This window comes from Shewanella sp. SM32 (assembly GCF_025654235.1).
In the GTDB taxonomy this organism is placed as follows: Bacteria; Pseudomonadota; Gammaproteobacteria; order Enterobacterales; family Shewanellaceae; genus Shewanella; species Shewanella oncorhynchi.
Genome location: NZ_JAKKRO010000026.1, coordinates 23,081 through 41,550 on the forward strand (window position 1 = coordinate 23,081; position 18,470 = coordinate 41,550).

The 18,470-nt window shown below is 46.6% G+C and carries 19 protein-coding genes; 2 read left to right on the forward strand and 17 right to left on the reverse strand.

Features of this window, described 5'->3' with window-relative positions; all coding sequences use genetic code 11:
• Positions 1 to 51: 51 nt before the first annotated feature.
• From L5M10_RS12240 to L5M10_RS12260, 5 genes are all read right to left on the reverse strand, one after another.
• On the reverse strand, positions 52 to 702 hold the full coding sequence (locus L5M10_RS12240; protein ID WP_263147043.1) for a phage tail protein: 651 nt from the start codon (positions 700 to 702) through the stop codon (positions 52 to 54).
• Between the two features lie 235 nt (positions 703 to 937).
• Entirely contained in the window at positions 938 to 1,435 is a 498-nt protein-coding gene (locus L5M10_RS12245; protein WP_263255326.1) for a GNAT family N-acetyltransferase, read from the reverse strand.
• On the reverse strand, positions 1,432 to 2,592 hold the full coding sequence (locus tag L5M10_RS12250) for a hypothetical protein (protein WP_263255327.1): 1,161 nt from the start codon (positions 2,590 to 2,592) through the stop codon (positions 1,432 to 1,434). The genes L5M10_RS12245 and L5M10_RS12250 overlap by 4 nt, the downstream gene beginning before the upstream one ends.
• A complete protein-coding gene (locus L5M10_RS12255) occupies positions 2,592 to 4,637 on the reverse strand; it encodes a phytanoyl-CoA dioxygenase family protein (protein ID WP_263255328.1) in 2,046 nt (681 codons plus the stop codon). Before L5M10_RS12255 ends, L5M10_RS12250 begins: the two co-directional genes overlap by 1 nt.
• A complete protein-coding gene (locus tag L5M10_RS12260; RefSeq protein WP_263255330.1) occupies positions 4,615 to 5,202 on the reverse strand; it encodes an aspartyl/asparaginyl beta-hydroxylase domain-containing protein in 588 nt (195 codons plus the stop codon). The genes L5M10_RS12255 and L5M10_RS12260 overlap by 23 nt, the downstream gene beginning before the upstream one ends.
• A gap of 160 nt (positions 5,203 to 5,362) precedes the next feature.
• Here L5M10_RS12260 and yrfG point away from each other — a divergent pair, with 160 nt between their 5' ends.
• Positions 5,363 to 6,025 carry a GMP/IMP nucleotidase gene (yrfG, locus tag L5M10_RS12265; protein ID WP_263142171.1) on the forward strand — a complete coding sequence of 221 codons (663 nt, stop codon included), beginning with the start codon at positions 5,363 to 5,365 and terminating at the stop codon, positions 6,023 to 6,025.
• Positions 6,026 to 6,168: 143 nt separating this feature from the next.
• On the opposite strand, the gene L5M10_RS12270 is transcribed toward yrfG, so the two are convergent.
• The 12 genes from L5M10_RS12270 to gspC all read right to left on the reverse strand — a co-directional run bounded on the left by L5M10_RS12270 (position 6,169) and on the right by gspC (position 17,813).
• A complete protein-coding gene (locus L5M10_RS12270) occupies positions 6,169 to 6,930 on the reverse strand; it encodes a type II secretion system protein N (RefSeq protein WP_173497004.1) in 762 nt (253 codons plus the stop codon).
• A gap of 14 nt (positions 6,931 to 6,944) precedes the next feature.
• Positions 6,945 to 7,421 carry a type II secretion system protein M gene (locus L5M10_RS12275; RefSeq protein ID WP_105251002.1) on the reverse strand — a complete coding sequence of 159 codons (477 nt, stop codon included), beginning with the start codon at positions 7,419 to 7,421 and terminating at the stop codon, positions 6,945 to 6,947.
• Position 7,422: 1 nt separating this feature from the next.
• Complete coding sequence (gene gspL / locus L5M10_RS12280; protein WP_131525233.1) at positions 7,423 to 8,610, reverse strand: type II secretion system protein GspL; 1,188 nt, start codon at positions 8,608 to 8,610, stop codon at positions 7,423 to 7,425.
• Between the two features lie 183 nt (positions 8,611 to 8,793).
• Complete coding sequence (gene gspK / locus L5M10_RS12285; RefSeq protein WP_105251000.1) at positions 8,794 to 9,792, reverse strand: type II secretion system minor pseudopilin GspK; 999 nt, start codon at positions 9,790 to 9,792, stop codon at positions 8,794 to 8,796.
• Positions 9,789 to 10,550: a type II secretion system minor pseudopilin GspJ gene (gspJ, locus tag L5M10_RS12290; RefSeq protein WP_263255334.1), complete on the reverse strand. Its 762-nt coding sequence runs from the start codon at positions 10,548 to 10,550 to the stop codon at positions 9,789 to 9,791. Before gspJ ends, gspK begins: the two co-directional genes overlap by 4 nt.
• Positions 10,531 to 10,899, reverse strand: a complete 369-nt coding sequence (gspI, locus tag L5M10_RS12295; RefSeq protein WP_105250998.1) for a type II secretion system minor pseudopilin GspI — start codon at positions 10,897 to 10,899, stop codon at positions 10,531 to 10,533. Before gspI ends, gspJ begins: the two co-directional genes overlap by 20 nt.
• The gene (gene gspH, locus L5M10_RS12300) at positions 10,886 to 11,461 is read right to left on the reverse strand and encodes a type II secretion system minor pseudopilin GspH (protein WP_113941577.1); all 576 of its coding nucleotides are present in this window, start codon (positions 11,459 to 11,461) and stop codon (positions 10,886 to 10,888) included. Before gspH ends, gspI begins: the two co-directional genes overlap by 14 nt.
• 1 nt (position 11,462) lies before the next feature.
• Positions 11,463 to 11,897, reverse strand: coding sequence for a type II secretion system major pseudopilin GspG (gspG, locus tag L5M10_RS12305; RefSeq protein ID WP_105250996.1), 435 nt, complete (start codon positions 11,895 to 11,897; stop codon positions 11,463 to 11,465).
• 62 nt (positions 11,898 to 11,959) lie between these two features.
• On the reverse strand, positions 11,960 to 13,183 hold the full coding sequence (gspF, locus tag L5M10_RS12310) for a type II secretion system inner membrane protein GspF (RefSeq protein WP_105250995.1): 1,224 nt from the start codon (positions 13,181 to 13,183) through the stop codon (positions 11,960 to 11,962).
• Between the two features lie 3 nt (positions 13,184 to 13,186).
• Positions 13,187 to 14,752, reverse strand: a complete 1,566-nt coding sequence (gene gspE / locus L5M10_RS12315) for a type II secretion system ATPase GspE (RefSeq protein ID WP_105250994.1) — start codon at positions 14,750 to 14,752, stop codon at positions 13,187 to 13,189.
• The gene (gene gspD, locus L5M10_RS12320; RefSeq protein ID WP_263192122.1) at positions 14,745 to 16,859 is read right to left on the reverse strand and encodes a type II secretion system secretin GspD; all 2,115 of its coding nucleotides are present in this window, start codon (positions 16,857 to 16,859) and stop codon (positions 14,745 to 14,747) included. The genes gspE and gspD overlap by 8 nt, the downstream gene beginning before the upstream one ends.
• A gap of 24 nt (positions 16,860 to 16,883) precedes the next feature.
• On the reverse strand, positions 16,884 to 17,813 hold the full coding sequence (gene gspC / locus L5M10_RS12325; RefSeq protein ID WP_263255335.1) for a type II secretion system protein GspC: 930 nt from the start codon (positions 17,811 to 17,813) through the stop codon (positions 16,884 to 16,886).
• 253 nt (positions 17,814 to 18,066) lie between these two features.
• On the opposite strand from gspC, the gene hslR reads away from it, so the two are divergent.
• A complete protein-coding gene (gene hslR / locus L5M10_RS12330) occupies positions 18,067 to 18,465 on the forward strand; it encodes a ribosome-associated heat shock protein Hsp15 (protein ID WP_011848177.1) in 399 nt (132 codons plus the stop codon).
• The last annotated feature ends 5 nt before the right edge of the window (positions 18,466 to 18,470 follow it).

Below are 18,470 nucleotides of genomic sequence, written 5' to 3' on the forward strand. Positions count from 1 at the left end.
GCAAACACTCTAAAGAACATTTACACAGATGCTTTTAACTCATACTTTTACTTAATTACGCGATGGGAATATCCCCTCAACCGCAATAATGAAGCTAACACCCAAATAAGGCTGAGCGATTGAAAAGGGAAGACCGTTACCTGTTGCGCCCACAGTAACCGTACCTGCTGGCGTTACAGTACCACCGCCATGAACTCCACCCAAGCTACCTGTAGCACCACTTGCCGGCGCAGTGCTGGTAAATAGCCCATGGAAATCAACAGTATCACCAAGGTTGGTGGCGGCGGTTACGGCAGTTAGATAAGTGGTTGAACCATTGGTGGGATTAGCTAATGCGTTTGCGGATGATGTGCCCACATCAATCGTCGGGGCACCAACCTGGCTGGCACTTCCCTGGAAAACTGCCGAGTGGTTGTGAGTCGGCAACTGGTTGATGGTGAGCGTAGTAGAGGGAGTACCTGCAACTTCTCCCAGAACAACCGCAGGAAGACCAGGCCCTTGCCCTTGCCCTGTCGGCACACGGCCACGTAGATCCGGTAACCCAAAAGTCGCTTGACCATCACCACCATAGGTAGTGCCCAGAATTGCAAAAAGCGCAGAATTTTGCGAAATGGACAGTAATTGCCCATTGCAAAAGGCCCAACCACGGGGAGCGAAATTACCAGCGAACATAGAAATTTGACCGATAAATGGATCTGACATTGTTTTTCTCCTTAAAATCACGATTTTGTCTGTTTAACGTTTTTCAACAATTTAAATACTCACGACATTTAATCGACAGCGAGTTCCTTTAGCTGATTTCAACATCATCCATATCACAAGATGAAAGGACTATCTAGATAACATAAACCAAAAATAAAACAAGTTAATTACAATTAAACATACATTAAAAATTGATAAACACAATCTGGCCCCAAAAAAATCAAGGTAAATGCTTTCACGTCAGTCCATCCCATCGCATCAACTCGTGGGTCTCAGAACAACTTTCAAACTTGAATCCATGCTGTAGGTAAAGCTTCTTCGCTCGCGTATTTTCCGCCTCCACTGATAAACCGACAGGTAAATGGCGTTTCAGCGCTTCTTGCTTAATGGCCTCTAAAATGACCGAGCCAAAACCTTGTCCTCTCATGTCAGGTATAATAATTAAATCAATAATATGGATTTTATACTCACTGATATCGAGCATCACTTTCCCTACGGCTTGCTGGTGATAAAACAAGATATAAGTGTTGGCATTTGGATATTGTTCCCGATAAGAGGCCTCCTGCAGTCGATATTGTTGCTCCAGCATGGTTTCAACGACTTCACAGGGCAAACCAAGTTCATAAAAGAACGTTTTTGTGGAATAAAAAAGCTGCGCCATAAATAAGCTATCGTTTGTATTAGCGGCTTTAACACTCAAGCCTATTGGTAGATTTAACTCACCTAGCATCATGCCTTTTTATCCCAATATAAACGCTGTAAAAGTTGGTTATAGATCATTAATAATTGCTGCCACGATGGGCTTTGAAATTCAAGGAGTGGGACGAGCTCATTTGACACAACAGGTGTAAATAGTTGCCCCTGCTGTTTCGCATCAAAACACCAATGGTGTTGCCAGCGCTCAATCTCACCTTCAGATAATGGCCATCCTAAGATGGTAGAGAATGTTGTGGGTTTAAAATCTTTTAATTGACGATAATCCAGTAGAATAGCTTGAGAAGATTGATGTAAAGCGACAGATAATTGCGCTAAATACTGTAAAACGGTGGTACGAAATTCATCTAAGCTAGGCTCAGTATCCGTATTTTTCATCTGTTGAATATGCAGTTCAGTTGGAAGTAAACTTTGCACTCCAGCCATATGTCTCCCAGCAACTCTTTGATGAGACGCAATAATATCCTTAGGATTGCGTATCAAGCATAACACTCGGCTCTTAGGGTAAAGTTCGAGCAACATGGGCCAGCAGGCCAGATCCCATGCATTCCACTTGATCACTAACTCACGCTCTACCAGCCTCAATCGCCCCTGTAGTCTTAAGCATAAATCGACGAGCTGAGGTTTTAGTTCCAAAGACCAATGGTCGTCATGCATAACATCGCTGCATAGCATAGATTCAGAGAGCACTCGGCAAGTTTCTAGCAGAGCAAAGCTGCTCGACACTAGTGTCGAACCACAACGGGACCAGTGAAAAATCATCAAACTTGGATTTACGATAGGCAAACTTTCGCGTTGGGATAATAGGGGTTCGAGCAAGGTTTTAGGTTGGATAAAACTGGCGAGCAAACAACGACGAGCATCACTGATATCGTCCTCTAAGAAGGGTTTAGATAACCTATGAAATGCCGGAACCCAACTCACCGTTTTATGTTGTGAGTGATAACGACAAGGGAACCAGGCTTGACTGAAGCGATCTAAATCTGGAATAAAGCTATCTTGCTGCAAAGCAATAAATGCGAGCATGTGTTCCAAATTAAGCTCTGGCCAAGCAAGAAAATCCATCATCAGCGCAATAAAATGCTCAACATCATTCGCTTGATGCAGTAAAAACAATGACTCTGGTTGATGTAACAATTGCCAATAGCGTTGCTGTTGTTCTTTAAAATCAACCATTAGGAAGCCATAGGGTAAAAGTTAATGTATTGCACCATACGCGGTAACGTCCCACGATTAGGACTGGCGCCGTGGGGCAAGGCATGGTGCCAAATGATTAAATCGCCTGCTTTAGCCGCTATAGGTTTTACTTGCCAGCGATGCCAATCCTGTTGCTGAAGCTCAATATCAGACTTGTTCTGTTCGAGAAGCCACTCCTCTATCTTGAGATGAAATCCGGGGACACAACAGAATGCGCCTTGTTCGGCACTGGTATCGGTTAAATAAATTAACCCTTGAGTCGCAAACTTAACGGGTAGCTGTAGCGGCATATCCCAGTGCATATCCGGACCGGGGAAATGCCAAGTTGGCGTTTCAGGTGGATTAAAGCTGACTCTATCGGTTGTCATGACTAAATCAGTTCGCTGCCACAACTGTTCAAACACTTGACGGATTTTGGGGACTTGTCGATTCGCATCCAGTTGCGGATGGCGAAACAGTTGCAGCATGATTTTCTGCATAAACTCATGAGGTTGATACCAAGTGGTGGGATCTTGTTCATTGGCTCCTAACTGCTGCCAAATAAAATCTCGTGTTGCGGCGCATTGCTCTGCCGTGAGTACTTGCGGGATCATTAAGTAGCCTTCACTTTGCCAAAAATTGAGTTGTGACTCACTGAGTACTGCCACCGGATTTGAGTCTTCAACCTCTGCTGAATTGAAGTCTTCGACTTCTGGTACTGTGACCGATGGCGTTAATCCATGGGAAATAGCGCCTAATTGCTGATTAATCCCAGCAATATCCGCGGCTGTCAGCTTGGCGATTTGCTGAATGTAAGCAACAAAAGCTGACTGATGATCGTTTTGATATAAAGCTCTTAGACCCGGCTCTAGCCCTATTCCACAAAGATCCAGCAAGGTTTTATCTAAGTGCCATTCATTAGCCAGTTCAGTGAATGGCACTCCCCGTTTGCGTAGTTGTATCTTTTGCCAAAGCCGCTGCAAATGATAAATGCCTAAGCAGCTCAGATCGTCACTCGACACCAGCACTGGTTTTTGCTCTATAACATCAAACACAAAATCGGGATGAGTACCCTGCTCATATCGAAAAGCAAGGCATGAGAGCGGCTTAAGCCAATGTTCACGTCGATATCGAGGCAGAGTGAGTTGAGATTGGTATTCGCTCAGCATGGAATTACCATAGACTTGAATGGAAGTCGTGAACTTAAGCGTTACCACACTCGGGCTGAAATCGGGCAATAGTAATGTACCAGCCAAGAAACTGCGGTCTCCACTGGCAAGCAAGCGTGCTGTTTGTAGGTTGAGCGCGAATAACGGTCCTAAATAATGCGTCTCCACAAAATCCTGCACAGTACGACACTCAAGCCAAGCGTCTAACTCAATATTTTGCGGGATGAGCACACCATCATCGGCAAGATACGCCTGTAAATGGGTAAAAATTTGCACTTGCGGCTCCTGTTGCAACAAGTGCTTCATGGTTTCGGAAAGAATCACATCAAACTTAACGACTGTATTTGGCTGCCAAAGCGTGGCATCCGCACAGACACTTTCCACCACACGATCAGCCAAATCAAAGTGTTCAATAAGCTTGGTGACTTTATCTAACGAGGCTTGATGAATGTCGAGCAAAGTCACTTGAATTTGACTCGCAGAAAATAACGGCAGCAGAGGTATTAATAACCAAGCAAAAGGTCCAGTCCCCGCATATAGGATGTTCACAATCTGCCCGGGATGAGCCTTTAGACGATCTTGTATTGCTTGATAAATCCCTTGTATGAAGACTCGGCCCCGCTCGGGATCTTCGGCACACTGCGCCGCGGTAGTGAGTGACACCGCCTTACCAAAAGGTGTATGGCTCGCCTCAGTATCCAAAAAAGACTCGGGGTGTAACTCCACTGCCGCTATTTGGCACAACTGCTTCAGCATGGGATCGATGAGCCGTTTAGACTCCCCTGCTGAGGTCGACAGCAGTAGCGCATTAGCAAACTGAGTTAATACAGCTACATCCAAACTATGCCCTAATTCAAGATCTGATCTTTGCAGCATCGATTAACTCCCTTAACCAAGTATTGACCTCGCAATCAATCACTAAATTGATCCGCGCATCCTGCCCTTTATTTTCAACCCAATGGACTTGGTCGGCATTGATATACCAAAGCTCTCCGGCCTGCATGGGTACACGTTTATCGTCCACGTAAAAGTTGAGTTGCTCATTCGTTTGCAGTGGCAAATGCAGTCTTGCCTCGCCTTGTTCTAGGCAGAGTCCTTGATCTCTATGGGGTTTGATTTCTGCCCCCGCATGTAAGCGCATCAAACGCACGGATTTCACTGGGCAGGCTAAGGATTGCAGAAAATGGCATAACGCAGGGCTCGATTCGAGTTGAGGCAAATCTTGCCAGTGCTGACCAGTAGAAATTGAGAAGGCTTGCAAGATAGGATGAGCACCGCGATACTCTGCAGCACAGCGTAAGACGAGAACATCCCAACCACCCATATAATCACGCTGATTTACATGGGGTAACCAGTCTTGTTGCAGTAAAGCATTCAACTCTTGCTGTAAACTAAGGGAGTTTGAAACTTGAGCTAATAGGGCAAAAGAACAGATATCCATATCCAACCGCTTAATTTTCAGATTAAAAATAATTAATCATCCAAGACTAGCACAAAGATTTAAGCATACAAGTGACTCGAATCATCGTCATCACTGAGTATTACGCAGTGCAACAATCAATGCTAAGCGTGATTCAGTTTTGCAAAAATAGGAAATACCCATGTTTAACTGGAAGACTATCGATACGGTTCTGCTCGATATGGATGGCACCCTATTGGATTTGCACTTCGACAATCATTTTTGGCTGAATTTAGTACCGCAGGAATTGAGTCGACAACAAGGTGTGAGCCACAACGAAGCGCAGCAATTAGTTGTGAACGCCTATGAGAAAGTCGTAGGCACGCTCGATTGGTACTGTCTCGATTATTGGCAGGAGCAACTGCAGCTCGACATTATGGGCTTGCACCGCACTTTAGTGGATCGTATTCAACTGCGCCAAGACAGCATGCCATTTTTAGCGGCCTTAGCCTCTGCAGGTAAACGGCGCATCCTAGTGACCAATGCGCATCCTAAGAGTCTTGCCCTAAAGCTTGAACATACCGAGCTGGCCGCGGGGCTCGATGCCATGATCTCCAGCCACGAGACGGGTTACCCTAAGGAACACCCACAATTCTGGCTCACCTTGTTTGAAAAGTTTCAACTTGAGCCAAGTCGCTGTCTCTTTATCGACGACAGCGAAGCCATACTCAAGGCCGCTAAACTTGCTGGCGTGGGCCATCAATTGGGGATTGCTAACCCAGACAGTAAAAAACCAGTCAAAGTCTTTCAAGATTTCCCCGCGATTACCGACTATCACTCACTACTGACTGATCTAACGCGATAAAAAGGCTATAAAAAAGGCACCTAAGGTGCCTTCGTTTCTATTCATCGCATTGTTTTATGATCGGACATTTAATCGCAACTCTCGCATTACGGCCTTCACATCTGAGCACTCACATTAAGTTTAAGTGCTCATCTAAAACAGCGCTATAACCCAGGGATCCGCCCCTGATATACCACAGGGAAATAACCATCCGCACCACGCTTACCTAAAATATTCAGCGACTCACGCATATCTTCCGGTTGCTCTGCCGTTTCTTTAATCTTAGCCTCAACCTTCACCATATTGCCTTCATCTAACTGTAAGGTACCAACAATACCAAGCTGGTTCTTGGTTTCATCTGTGGCCAATTGCGCTTTGCCTTCGACACAACTCAGTCCGAGTTCAATATTACCTAGAGGATAGTTACCAAACTGATTCTTAACATTGGTTTGATTCAAAAACAGCTTACCAGACAACTGTTCACACCAAGGCTTACCTTGCTCTAGCGTCTCAACCAACAAACTGACTTCACCGGTAATTTCGGTTCTAAAGGGCAGTTTTGCATTGCCGAGTAAAAAACTATCCGGCGCTTCGAAACGTAGCCCCTGCGCACTTAAGCCTCCCATAGACCAAGAAATTAATCCCTTAGCACTGACAGGTGTTGCGCGGCTGCCCACTTGAAAATCAACTTTCACTTTACCTAAAAATAGCGCCCAAGGACTCAGATCCCAACGCACTTGCTCTACCTGACGCTGCGGCATACTTAAGGTTTCTATGCTGCCAGACCAAATACTGCCACTCACACCCGAAACACTGATATTTGCGGGCAATGGGGCTAACGCTATCGCAATCTTAGCGGGGAATAGAACGACTAAAAATATTAAATAAATCAGTACGCCTATGATGACTTTTTTTATCAAACTCACAGCTACACCTTAATTTATTGCGCTAATTGGATACGTCTCACTTTGACATAGCCAGGTACATCGGCCTCAGCCAAATCAACACTTTCGAGTGAAAGTCCTTTCTTCTGTACTAACTCACTCAAATAACCTAACAAGGCATCAAAAGGAACATCGTCCATCCACACTTGGATCTTATCGCCTTGGGGCTGCATGCGAGTAATCACTAACCCATAATTGCCCGCAGTTTGGTTAACTACTGAGCTTAAACTGCCCGACGTAGTTGGCTTAGCACCGTTCTGCTTAAGACTCGCTATTTTATTCGCCGTTTGTTTTACATAGTTCAACGTCTGTTGTTGTGCATTGAGGTTACGTAATGCATCGGCTTCAGCATTGGCAATCGGCGTCCAAACACCCCAATAAAAAATACCAATGACTAAAAATACCGAGCAAAAGCCTACTAACTGCTGCTCGCGCGATGCGAGCCCTTGCCACCAAGTCCGCAAATTATCCATCTTATTTGCTCCTCAAGGTTAAGGTACTGGTGACTTGCTCTTCACCGCTATTCATAGTGCCGCCATCGAGTTGAAAACGACGACCGACAATCTCTTTAAACTTCTCGATCTGCGCGTAATTTTTCGCACTCACTTGCATGCGGATCTCGTTACGAGCGCTTTCGAATCTTAAGCTATTAGGTTTAAGTTCAGGCACTTGCTTAAAGGCATCCTGTAAACCATCGAGCATAGCAAAAAACTCGGCACCACTACCCTGTCCCTGCAATGCACGTAACTGACTTTCCATCTGCGAACGTAGGTTAACAATGCGCGAATTTCCCGGGATCACTTGCTGATAAATGGATTCACTCTGGGCTTTAAGATCGGCAATCTGACCATTGACTTGATGTATAGTCAGCCCTTTATTCACTAAGGCCAGCACACAAGCGATGGCAATAACGATGGCCGCACTTTTCCACATCATCAACTGTTTGCTGTATTCACGCTTCGGCGTGTAAACGCCGCTCAGTAAGTTCACTGGTGCATGCAAAATACCGCGGGCTAACACTAACATAGGTAGCTCAAGTGATTGCGGCTTAAGCTCGACACCCTCAAGTTGCATCTCGGTATAACTGGCGACAGAGACTTCGCCCTGTGCAGGCTTAAGTTGTTCTAACGCAATTGGCAACCAAGGCAGAGGTAAGCTCTGGCCCGAAGCTAATCCGGTACGCAGCAATAGCTCATTGCCAAAATTCATTGCCGCCCATTGGCACTCTTGCAATGGCAAGGCTAAACAATCAGGCACAATGCGCTTCACTTTTAAACCCGCTTCGGTCAAACAACTCAGCCAAGTCTGCATTTGCTCATGTGCCACTGCGACCACACTTAAGGCGTCACCGTCACGTGGACCAACAGTAAAATGCATAGCATCGACATCATCGGCTAAGGCTTCTTCGAGCATAAAAGGTAAGGCTTTCAAGGCTTGGCGTTGGCCTTTTTCGGGCAAATGCACACTAGTGAGTGTCATTGCCGCTGCGGGCACTAACACATCGACGGGACGATTGCCCGCACGCTCGGTTAAGGTCGACAAACCTTGAGCATTGGCGAGCTCGCCAGAGGCGATAATTTCCTGTTCTTGCTCCGACCAAACGAGCCAAGAGCACGCTTGCTCTGCTGTTCTGCCTAAGCGAATAAATAGCCGTTCACTCACAGTTTTTCTCCACCAGTCCCAGTCAAGAAAGCGTGACTGAGCTCGTTGCTATTATTTTTGTCCACCAGATTCTGCCGGGTGAGCACTTCCATTATTTTTGGCCACCAACATCAAACCCTGCCGGGTGAGCACTGCCATTATTTTTGTCCACCAACATCAAACACTGACGGGTGAGCACTGCCATTATTTTTGTCCACCAAACTGACGGGTGAGCACTTCCATTTTATTGCCGCCGCTCTTTTTGAGCACACTTTCCATTCTAAATACGGCGTTATCAACCTTCGCCCCCGAGGCCAATAAAAAATATTGGCTATCGATGACAAAGCTCGACTTCATGGCACCTTCCCACTTGATCGATCCCATGGATGAGCTTTCATAAAAATCATCTATCTTGGCAAAGCCATCACCGGGGCGTTGGTTGATGATACTTTCTGCTTCGCCTACCGAAATCTGATTTTCGAGCATGCCAGCTAACAGTGCCGCTTGCTCGACTTCCAAGGTATTCACATTCAGTAATTGCCTGTCATTGCCAGGGATAACGCATACATAGGGCAAGAGTTTCAAATAGATATCTTGGGTGTATCCCATCACTGCCCGTAATTCACTGCGATGATTCATCAGCGTATTGGCCGCACGGTAAGGCACATTTCGCGCTTCGTATTCCGCATCTTCGGCACCATAAGGGCTAGCAGTGGTGTCTTCGTCGATATAATCTTTTAAGGTCTGGGTCAGACGGTCCGCACTAAAGTCGTCCATCCCTAAACTCACCAACAAGGCCTTATATTGCTTCGCCGCCAGCGGCAGCTTAGGTTGACTGTTTTCCACCTCTTTCGTGGTCACAGACAAGGCATTTAAGTTAAAACAGGCGCGCATATCAGTGATCTTGCCAGCAATTTCACCGTATTCCGCCGGAAACACAACATCGGCCATGGCCCAATATTGTTGCCTGTGGACTCGACCTTCCGAGTCGTCTAAATCTTGTTTTAAAATCTTCTTCGCCAGTTCTTCGGCAGAAATCGCGTACCAATAGGCTTGATCGTACTGGGCCAAGTTCAACGTTCGACGCATGGATAACTGATTACGGCCTGTGATATTTGTTGCGATGATCACCACCATGGCCACAATCAAGAGCACAACTATCAGTGCGACACCGCGCTGTTTAGACCGAGATTGGGTTCTCATTCGCGGCCCTCATCTTCAGGGTCACCATCACCAGGATCGTTCCCCGAGCCATCATCGACTCCATCACCATCTTTGTCTTTATCTTTGTTCGTATCGTCAGGATTTTCGTCTTTATTATCGTCATCCTTAGACTTTTCTGGTGCAACAGCACCCAGCGGCAACAAGAACTTACGTTGGATCTTGCCTAAACCTTCAATCTCAATCTCCATGGCGATCGCTTTAGGCAACTTAGTCGCCTCGACTTTGCGCTCCCACTTGTCTTCCATAAAGAAGGAATATTCCACCGACAGCACTTTGTCGATAATCACTGTCTTAATCGGCTCGGCGCCAAATTCAGGCTCAGGATAAGGAAAATACCAACGTTCCAGCCGCCCTTCATGCACCACATACGCCACCGACTGTAAGCTGCCTCGCGGTAATAAACCGTCGGGATTTAACCAGCCTAAACGGTAAAACACTAAGGCTTCTGATTCTGAATCTAAGATATCATTGCCCGTTTGGAAGACGGTCGAACCTCGACCACCTTCGAGTAATCTTGGCGTGCGCGCCACCATTTGCGCGAGATCACGCTCAATCGCACCAAAGCCTTGTTGTAGAGCTTTAAGCCGAGTTGAAAACGCGCGCGTCACTTCATCGTTAGTCAGCACTGTGCTAAGTACCGCATTAGAAGCCAAACCTATCATGGCAAAAATCGCAATGGCGATCAGCATTTCCAGCAGGGTGAATCCCCGCTGCGCACTAGTTAGTTTTAAGGACATAACTGCTCACTTGTGCGGCAATACGCTGATAGCGTTCGTCTTCACTCACACTTATGCGGATCATACGAAAATTATCGTCCGTCGTTTTCACCACTTCTTTACGCCAATACCAATCTTTTCCTGCGAGCTCAACTTGACCTTCTTTTTTACCGATTTCAGGAAACTGTGGATCAAGTCTGGCATCGACCATCTGATTATCAGCCACCCATTGTGCCAAAGTGCGCGATTCCAGAATCGGCATGTTTGCCATCTGCTCGCCCAAACTTTTAGTGATAGACACGGCCGCAATCGAAAATACGGCAAGGGCCACAATCACTTCGAGTAGGGTCATGCCCTTAACGCGTTTCATCGGGGCGCCCTATGGTTAATCTGCCCAGCGCATCACCGACCACTAACGTTTCGGCCTGCTGGCCTTTGTTAGTTTTAGCGATAAACGTCAGCTCAAAAGCGCTCATTTCACCGCTCGGGAATAGCATGACCTGTGGCTCAGGGTGTTTCTTCTTATCATCGGCAGAGGGTTCAATCAGCGGTTCTTCAAACCAAGAATCGTCTTTCTCATCCTCTTGTACCAAAGGTAAACCATCGAGCACTAAGTTCAGTACAACCCCTGGCTCCATTTGCTTTTCAGATAAGAGTCTGTCTTTATCCAAAGGCTCCCACTTACCTTCTTTATAAAAAACAAACTGATAACTGGTTTTCTCAATCACAATACCAATAAACTGGCCACTTAAAACGGTTTCATCAAGCACCATTTCAGTGGCCGCAATAAACTGCCGCGCCGTTCTATCTAAGGCCTGTTGCGGCCCAGAATTGCCGATAGACATAGTCACAGCCGCAGCCGTGAGCCCCATCAACAAAATCACTAGCATCACCTCCATTAAGGTGAAACCAGCGTGACGCAGCTTTAGCATCTTATTGGAAATTCTGTAAATTCCAGTTACCGATGTCATCTTCGGTACCTGGTTGACCATCGGGGCCTGCACTGAAAATATCTAACTTGCCGTTTTCGCCAGGGCTTAACAACAGGTAGTTATTGCGCCATGGATCTTCTGGCAAACGTTTTACATAACCATCTTCACGGTAGTTACGTGGCTCAGGCGAAATCGTAGGCTTTTGCACTAATGCTTCTAAGCCTTGTTCGGTCGATGGATAAACACCGTTATCTAACTTATACATATCTAAGGCATTTTCGAGTGCAACTATGTCAGACACGGCTTTTTGTTGGTCAGCCTTATCTTTGTTACCCATCAAGTTAGGCACAACCATAGAGGCTAAAATCCCTAAAATCACGATAACAACCATCACTTCGAGTAAGGTAAAACCTTGATGTTTCTTGTTCATTTGCATCGACTACTTCTCCTAAAAAATCCTATGCCAATCGACTTGGTCATAATCCATAAATTCAAAAATTAACCGCTAATCAAGTTATTCAAGGCTAAAATTGGCTGCAAAATTGCCATCACGATAAAGAGCACAACACACGCCATACTGACCACCAGCATAGGCTCGAATACACCCAATGCTATGTTGACGTTACCTTCGAATTCCCTGTCTTGGTTATCGGCGGCCCGCTCTAACATCTGCTCAAGTTGACCACTCTTCTCGCCCGACGCAATCATGTATAACATCATAGCCGGAAACAACTTAGTATTAGTCAACGCTGCACCTAAGCTAGTTCCTTCCCGCACGCGTGCGGTCGCATCGTCAACTGCGGCCCGCACTCGCATATTCTGCAACACTTCACTCGCTATACGCATACCATCGAGCAAAGGCACTGAACTAGCGGATAAGATACTTAACGTCCGCGCAAAACGCGCCGTATTTAATCCCTTACTCACGCGGCCAACAACCGGCATGCTCAATAAAAAATTATCGTACTTCATCCTAAACGCAGGTGACTTTAACATGCGCCGAAAGAGTGCGAACAGCAGCACTAAGGCGATGACCACAAACACACCATAGTTTTGAACAAAGTCAGAGGCCGAGATCAAAAATCGGGTCGAAGCGGGTAACTCGGCGCCCATGTGCTCAAACTGTCCGACCACTTTAGGCACAACCGCAGCTAGCAGGATTGAAATCACCCCTATCGCCACTGTGGTCAAAACCGCGGGATAAATCATGGCTTGGGTCAGCTTAGATTTAAGCTGTTGGCGTCGCTCGGTATAATCCGCCAGACGATTAAGCACCACTTCTAAGTGACCGGACTTTTCACCCGAGGCCACCATGGCACGATATAAATCATCGAAAATATGCGGAAATTCAGCCAATGAATCAGCCAGACTATAACCTTCCACCACCCGAGAACGTACCGCCATAATCATGCTCGCGAGACGATCTTTCTCGCACTGCTGACCAACGGCTTTAAGGGATTCTTCAATCGGTAAACCCGCGGCCACTAAGGTCGCAATTTGGCGGGTGATCAAAGCTAATTCAGCAACTGAAATGCCACGTTTGAAAAACGAAAAACTGCTGCTCTTAGCTTTGGCTTCTTTTTCAGTAACAGGCAGTATTTCCAAGGGCATCATGCGCTGATCGCGCAGTTGGCTGCGGGCGTGTCTGGCGGTATCCGCCTCAATCACGCCCTTAAGCTGCTTTCCCTTGGCATCCAGTGCCTTATATTCAAATGCTGGCATAAATTACTCCTCGCGAGTCACACGTAGCACTTCTTCGAGAGTGGTGATGCCCGCGAGCACTTTGCTCATGCCATCGTGACGAATGCTCGGTACAAACTGACGAATATACTTTTCGATGGCTAACTCACCGCGGCCGCCATGGATCAATTCACGCACATTATCGTCAACCAGTAAAAGCTCATGAATACCGGTTCGACCACGGTAGCCATTGTTACCACAGGATTTACAGCCATTGGCACGGAAAATACGTCTGTCGTCATCGGCGGCTATGCCCAGCAACTCACGCTCACGCGCATCGGGCACATGCTCGATTTTACATTTAGGACAAAGAGTACGGATCAAACGTTGAGCCAACACGCCGAGTAAACTTGAAGACACGAGGAAAGGCTCTACGCCCATGTCTTGCAAACGTGTAATCGCGCCAGACGCTGTGTTGGTATGCAGGGTTGAAATCACCATGTGACCAGTGAGTGACGCTTGCACCGCAATTTGCGCGGTTTCGAGGTCACGGATCTCGCCTATCATCACGACATCGGGGTCTTGACGCAAAATAGCGCGCAGACCACGAGCAAAGGTCATGTCGGCCTTAGTGTTAACTTGGGTCTGACCAATACCGTCTAACTCGTATTCGATAGGGTCTTCTACTGTGAGTATGTTGGTGTCTTTAGAGTTGATCTCCGTCAAACCCGCATACAGAGTGGTACTTTTACCCGAGCCCGTTGGGCCAGTCACCAAAATGATCCCGTGAGGACGACGAATAAGATCTTCAAACTTAACGCGAATACTGTCGGTCATCCCCAATTGTTCTAAATCGAGGTTGCCAGTATTTTTATCCAGCAGACGCAGTACAACACGTTCACCGTGGCTCGATGGCATGGTCGATACCCGCACATCTACCGCACGACCTGCGATTCGCAGCGAAATACGGCCATCCTGTGGCACACGTTTTTCGGCGATATCGAGGCGAGCCATAACCTTAATCCGCGACACTAACAGCGACGACAGTTTACGGTTTGGCTTGAGCACTTCCTTAAGTACACCATCGATACGGAACCGCACTACAAGCTGTTTCTCGTAGGTTTCGATATGGATATCCGACGCTTCTTCTTTAATCGCTTCAGATAACAAGGCATTAATCAGTTTGATGATAGGCGCATCATCATCACCTTCGAGCAAGTCTTCGGTCTGCGGCAGCTCTTCGGCAAGGGTGAATAAATCCATCTCGTTGCCTATGTCTTCCATCAACTGCTGCGCTTCAGACGAGTTCGCCTGATATGCTTGAGTGAGTTTGGCCTCAAACTTTGCCACTTCGAGCTTAACCAAAGGCAAATCAACACCCGAATAACGCCGCGCTTCGAGCATAGCCGTTAAGGGTGTTTTACTCGTATAGAACAAGCTTAACTCGCCCGTTTCACCCAGCGCGAGCACCACATCGTGGCGGTGTGCGAAGGCAAAAGGTAAACGCTCTTTACTGCTCGAACGAAAGACCTCATCACCTTCAGCTTCAAGGCCTAGCTCATTAGAGACTTGGCTGAGGTCATCGACTTGGGATAGTTGAATTTCACTCATTGGTTTTATCTTTGTTTTTGTTTTCATCGAGCGTTTTGAGCGTTGGATCCGTTTTACGCATCTGAGTATCTAAGCCTTTACCTTCTTTATAACGCTCTAAAATCTCGTTAACTTCAGGAGGTAAATACTCAGACTGATTCCATTCTTCCAACACTGGCACTTGAGTATTTGGCATTAAGTTCACGCCACGCTCTTGCTGCTCAAGCTGTAATGCTCTGAAATAATTATATTTACGCCCAGCAATCCCTTCCATCGTGATGCCATCACGTATGATCGTTGGCTTGATGAAGATCATGAGGTTTTTCTTCGTTTTTTTGCTCGAAGAAGATTTAAACAAATGTCCTAGAATGGGAATATCACCCAAGAAAGGTACTTTTTGTATACTTTCTTGTACTTCTTCGTTTATCAAACCACCGAGTACCACAATTTGACCAGAATCCGCCATAACGGTAGTGGTTAACCGACGAGTCGCGAAGGAAATATCCACGCCTGTATTACCGTTAACCCCAGAAACTTCCTGTTCAATCGTCAGCTTAACAGAGCTGCCTTCGTTGATCTGTGGCACCACTTTCAGTTTAACCCCAACCTCTTTACGCTCAACGGTTTGGAATGGGTTACTGTTGCTCGAGCTGGCGGTAGAACCTGTCAGAATAGGCACTTCGTCACCCACAATAAACGAGGCCTCTTGGTTATCTAAGGTCGTAATAGAAGGCGTTGCCAGTACGTTTGAGTTAGTGTCACTCGACACTGCTTGAATTAAGGCACCAAAGTCGCCCATGGCCACGCCCCAAGCCATACCGTTCACTTTACCTAAGGCTTGGGCGAGTAGCGTCACATCTCCCTTAGTACTCGGGTTTTGACCTATCACCTGACCAGTGCTCGGGTTAGTGATGAATGTCCCTTCTTGATCTTGCGCCTGCCATACACCTGCACCAATTTCACCTATGGTTGGGCCTAAGTTATTAAACTGAGTACCACCACCCGCTTTCGCGGCCCATTGGACCCCAAAGCCGACGCTATCGCCTTCGGCGACTTCCACGATAATGGCTTCTACGAGTACCTGAGCACGGCGGATGTCGAGTTGATTAATCACGCTCTCGATAGTGCGCATCTGATCGGGTTCAGCACTGATCACTAAGGCGTTGGTTTCAGTATGCGCCATGATATTGATTTCATTACGGCGTTTACCACCTGCAGCCTGAGCGCTCGGATCTTTCTCGCCTTCCAACTTTTGGGCAAAACCGGTCAGCACTTCAACTAAATCTTCTGCTTTGGCATAACGTAGATAACGAACTTTTGTGTTACCTGTGCTGGCTTGTTCGGCATCGAGACGACGGATAAGCTCGACCACACGTTGGCGGCTCTTCTCATCACCGCTCACGACCACGGCATTGATACGTTCGTCAGCAACCACTTTTGGCGCTTGGCCTGGCAATTGGGATTGGTTAGCGGTAGCACGATAAAGGGTATCGATAATTCGTACCATTTCACCCGCAGAAGCAAATTCTAACGGCACGACTTGCACCGAGGTATCGCCTTGCTTATCTACTCGACGGATAATTTCGACTAACTTGTTCACTACAGCAGCACGGCCAGACAACATCAAGACATTGGAGGGGTCGTAGTTCACTACGTTGCCGCCACCCGCATTATCATTAAGTTGACGCAATAACGGCGCTAATTGCTTAGCCTCAGTGTTATACAAGGCCACAATACGCGTCACCATTTCATCACCAAGGCCGGGGTCGTTATCGTTAGCGACTCGAATTGCAGCGGTTTTGGCATCTTTGTCTTTAATGACTTTAATAACGTTATTTTCCATCTCAACGATGGCATAACCGTAAACTTGTAAAACGTTGAGGAAAAACTGGTAATACTGTTCATCGTTCAACAGATCATAACTGCGAACGTTGATTTTGCCGCGAATTGTCGGGTCAACTATGATGGTCTTATTCAGGTTTTTACCAACGATATTGATAAATTCTTGAATATCCGTGCCTTTAAAGTTGGCCGCATACTGTTCAGACCAAGCGAATTGGGAGGAGAACATGGCTGCACCCGCAACAACCCCAGCAATCAGCTTGCGTCGAATCCTTTTGTTATTCATTCTTTTTCTTTCCTCTAACGCGTGTTATTGCGGCAAACTAAACATGATTTCAACCAATTGTCCTTCCCGCTCAACCATAATAGAAACTTCGGTTAACTCGGGTAATTGGCTCATCATTTCTAACGCTTGACTCATTACGGTCAAGTCGTATCCATTAATCGATTTGGCTAAATCGTTAGCTTTAAAACCCGCCTGCTTAAACAAATTGGCGTCTTTCCCTGGATTCAAGCGATATCCCGCCACAGCGTCACCCTGTCTGACAGGTGAAATGGCAATATAATCGGTGATCTTACTGGGGTCGGCTAACAATTCGGTGCGGGATTCGGCGAGTTCTTGGGAGATTTCGGCATTTTTACGTTGATCGACACGGCTCACTGCCGAGCCAGTCTTATTAGTCTTAGCTTGTTGTAACTGCTGATTAGCTGGGCTTTGGCTAGTATAAACTAAGCCATCGAGCATTAATGTCTCGTAACGGCCAGCGTTAGTGATGATAATACGGTCGGCATAGACTTCTTTCAGTGATGCCGAAGTGCCCTTAATTTTATCGCCTAAGCTGTAGGTCTCTTGGCTGCCGTTTGACTCAATGATCGCTAAGCCTTTCTGATCTGCTGTCGATGCAACAACGCCAGTGAGCTGAATAGAGAGCGTGGTCTTAGGCGCGTCGGTCACAGTCTCAACAACCTCAGTTTTTGGCTTTTCAGATTTACCATCTGCCTTACCAAAGAGACCAAGCTGCTGCAAACCCGCAAGATCAACCTGCCCAGCACCTTTACCCGTCAGGTTAACGGGCGTTGGCGACCAAGCACTGGGTGATGAGCTAGTAGGCACTAATTTCCATGTAATTTGCGCGGCTAACAACATGATCACAATAAAACCCAACCAGAAGACTATCCGGCTTAAGGGCTTATGGGGCATGCTAATGGCTTTTGCGATAACTTTATCTAATAAATCCATATTTTATGTGGACCCTCGATACAGGTCTCTGTTCTGATTATAATAATTAGGCGATTACCGTCTCATGCTAACCTAGGCAGCATTTGGCAACAAGCCCATAACAGCATTCAAATTGGCGAAAATAGGCCAATTATGCTAACTTTGCCCGCCATAAAAGGGTGTGAAGCACGCCACCCTTTAACATAATAGAAATGCTCTTCACGCATTTTCTTGCTCGGCATGTGAACTCATCGATCTTTTAGCTGGAGACACTATGACTCAAGGTCAAAGCGATAAAACAGACATTCGACTCGATAAGTGGCTTTGGGCTGCACGTTTTTATAAAACCCGTGCCATCGCCAAAGAAATGATTAACGGCGGCAAAGTACATTACAACGGCCAGCGTGCCAAATCTAGTAGGAATGCCGAGATAGGCGCCGTCCTTAAGATACGCCAAGGATATGACGATAAAGAGATCGTCATAAAAAAATTATCGCAATTACGCCAAAGTGGTGCGATTGCACAAGAATTGTACGAAGAAACCGCGACAAGTCTGGCTAAACGGGCCATTAATGCTGAGCAACGACGCCTCCACATGCTCAATAACCCGATACCCGATCAGAAACCAGATAAAAAGCAACGACGCCAGCTCATGCGCTTTAAAGACCTTTAACAGTG

Bases quoted from the DNA above. Each gene is read 5' to 3' on its own strand.
- L5M10_RS12240 (WP_263147043.1), bottom strand. From the start codon at position 702: ATGTCAGATCCATTTATCGGTCAAATTTCTATGTTCGCTGGTAATTTC.
- L5M10_RS12245 (WP_263255326.1), bottom strand. From the start codon at position 1,435: ATGATGCTAGGTGAGTTAAATCTACCAATAGGCTTGAGTGTTAAAGCC.
- L5M10_RS12250 (WP_263255327.1), bottom strand. From the start codon at position 2,592: ATGGTTGATTTTAAAGAACAACAGCAACGCTATTGGCAATTGTTACAT.
- L5M10_RS12255 (WP_263255328.1), bottom strand. From the start codon at position 4,637: ATGCTGCAAAGATCAGATCTTGAATTAGGGCATAGTTTGGATGTAGCT.
- L5M10_RS12260 (WP_263255330.1), bottom strand. From the start codon at position 5,202: ATGGATATCTGTTCTTTTGCCCTATTAGCTCAAGTTTCAAACTCCCTT.
- yrfG (WP_263142171.1), top strand. From the start codon at position 5,363: ATGTTTAACTGGAAGACTATCGATACGGTTCTGCTCGATATGGATGGC.
- L5M10_RS12275 (WP_105251002.1), bottom strand. From the start codon at position 7,421: ATGGATAATTTGCGGACTTGGTGGCAAGGGCTCGCATCGCGCGAGCAG.
- gspK (WP_105251000.1), bottom strand. From the start codon at position 9,792: ATGAGAACCCAATCTCGGTCTAAACAGCGCGGTGTCGCACTGATAGTT.
- gspJ (WP_263255334.1), bottom strand. From the start codon at position 10,550: ATGTCCTTAAAACTAACTAGTGCGCAGCGGGGATTCACCCTGCTGGAA.
- gspI (WP_105250998.1), bottom strand. From the start codon at position 10,899: ATGAAACGCGTTAAGGGCATGACCCTACTCGAAGTGATTGTGGCCCTT.
- gspH (WP_113941577.1), bottom strand. From the start codon at position 11,461: ATGCTAAAGCTGCGTCACGCTGGTTTCACCTTAATGGAGGTGATGCTA.
- gspG (WP_105250996.1), bottom strand. From the start codon at position 11,897: ATGCAAATGAACAAGAAACATCAAGGTTTTACCTTACTCGAAGTGATG.
- gspF (WP_105250995.1), bottom strand. From the start codon at position 13,183: ATGCCAGCATTTGAATATAAGGCACTGGATGCCAAGGGAAAGCAGCTT.
- gspE (WP_105250994.1), bottom strand. From the start codon at position 14,752: ATGAGTGAAATTCAACTATCCCAAGTCGATGACCTCAGCCAAGTCTCT.
- gspD (WP_263192122.1), bottom strand. From the start codon at position 16,859: ATGAATAACAAAAGGATTCGACGCAAGCTGATTGCTGGGGTTGTTGCG.
- gspC (WP_263255335.1), bottom strand. From the start codon at position 17,813: ATGGATTTATTAGATAAAGTTATCGCAAAAGCCATTAGCATGCCCCAT.
- hslR (WP_011848177.1), top strand. From the start codon at position 18,067: ATGACTCAAGGTCAAAGCGATAAAACAGACATTCGACTCGATAAGTGG.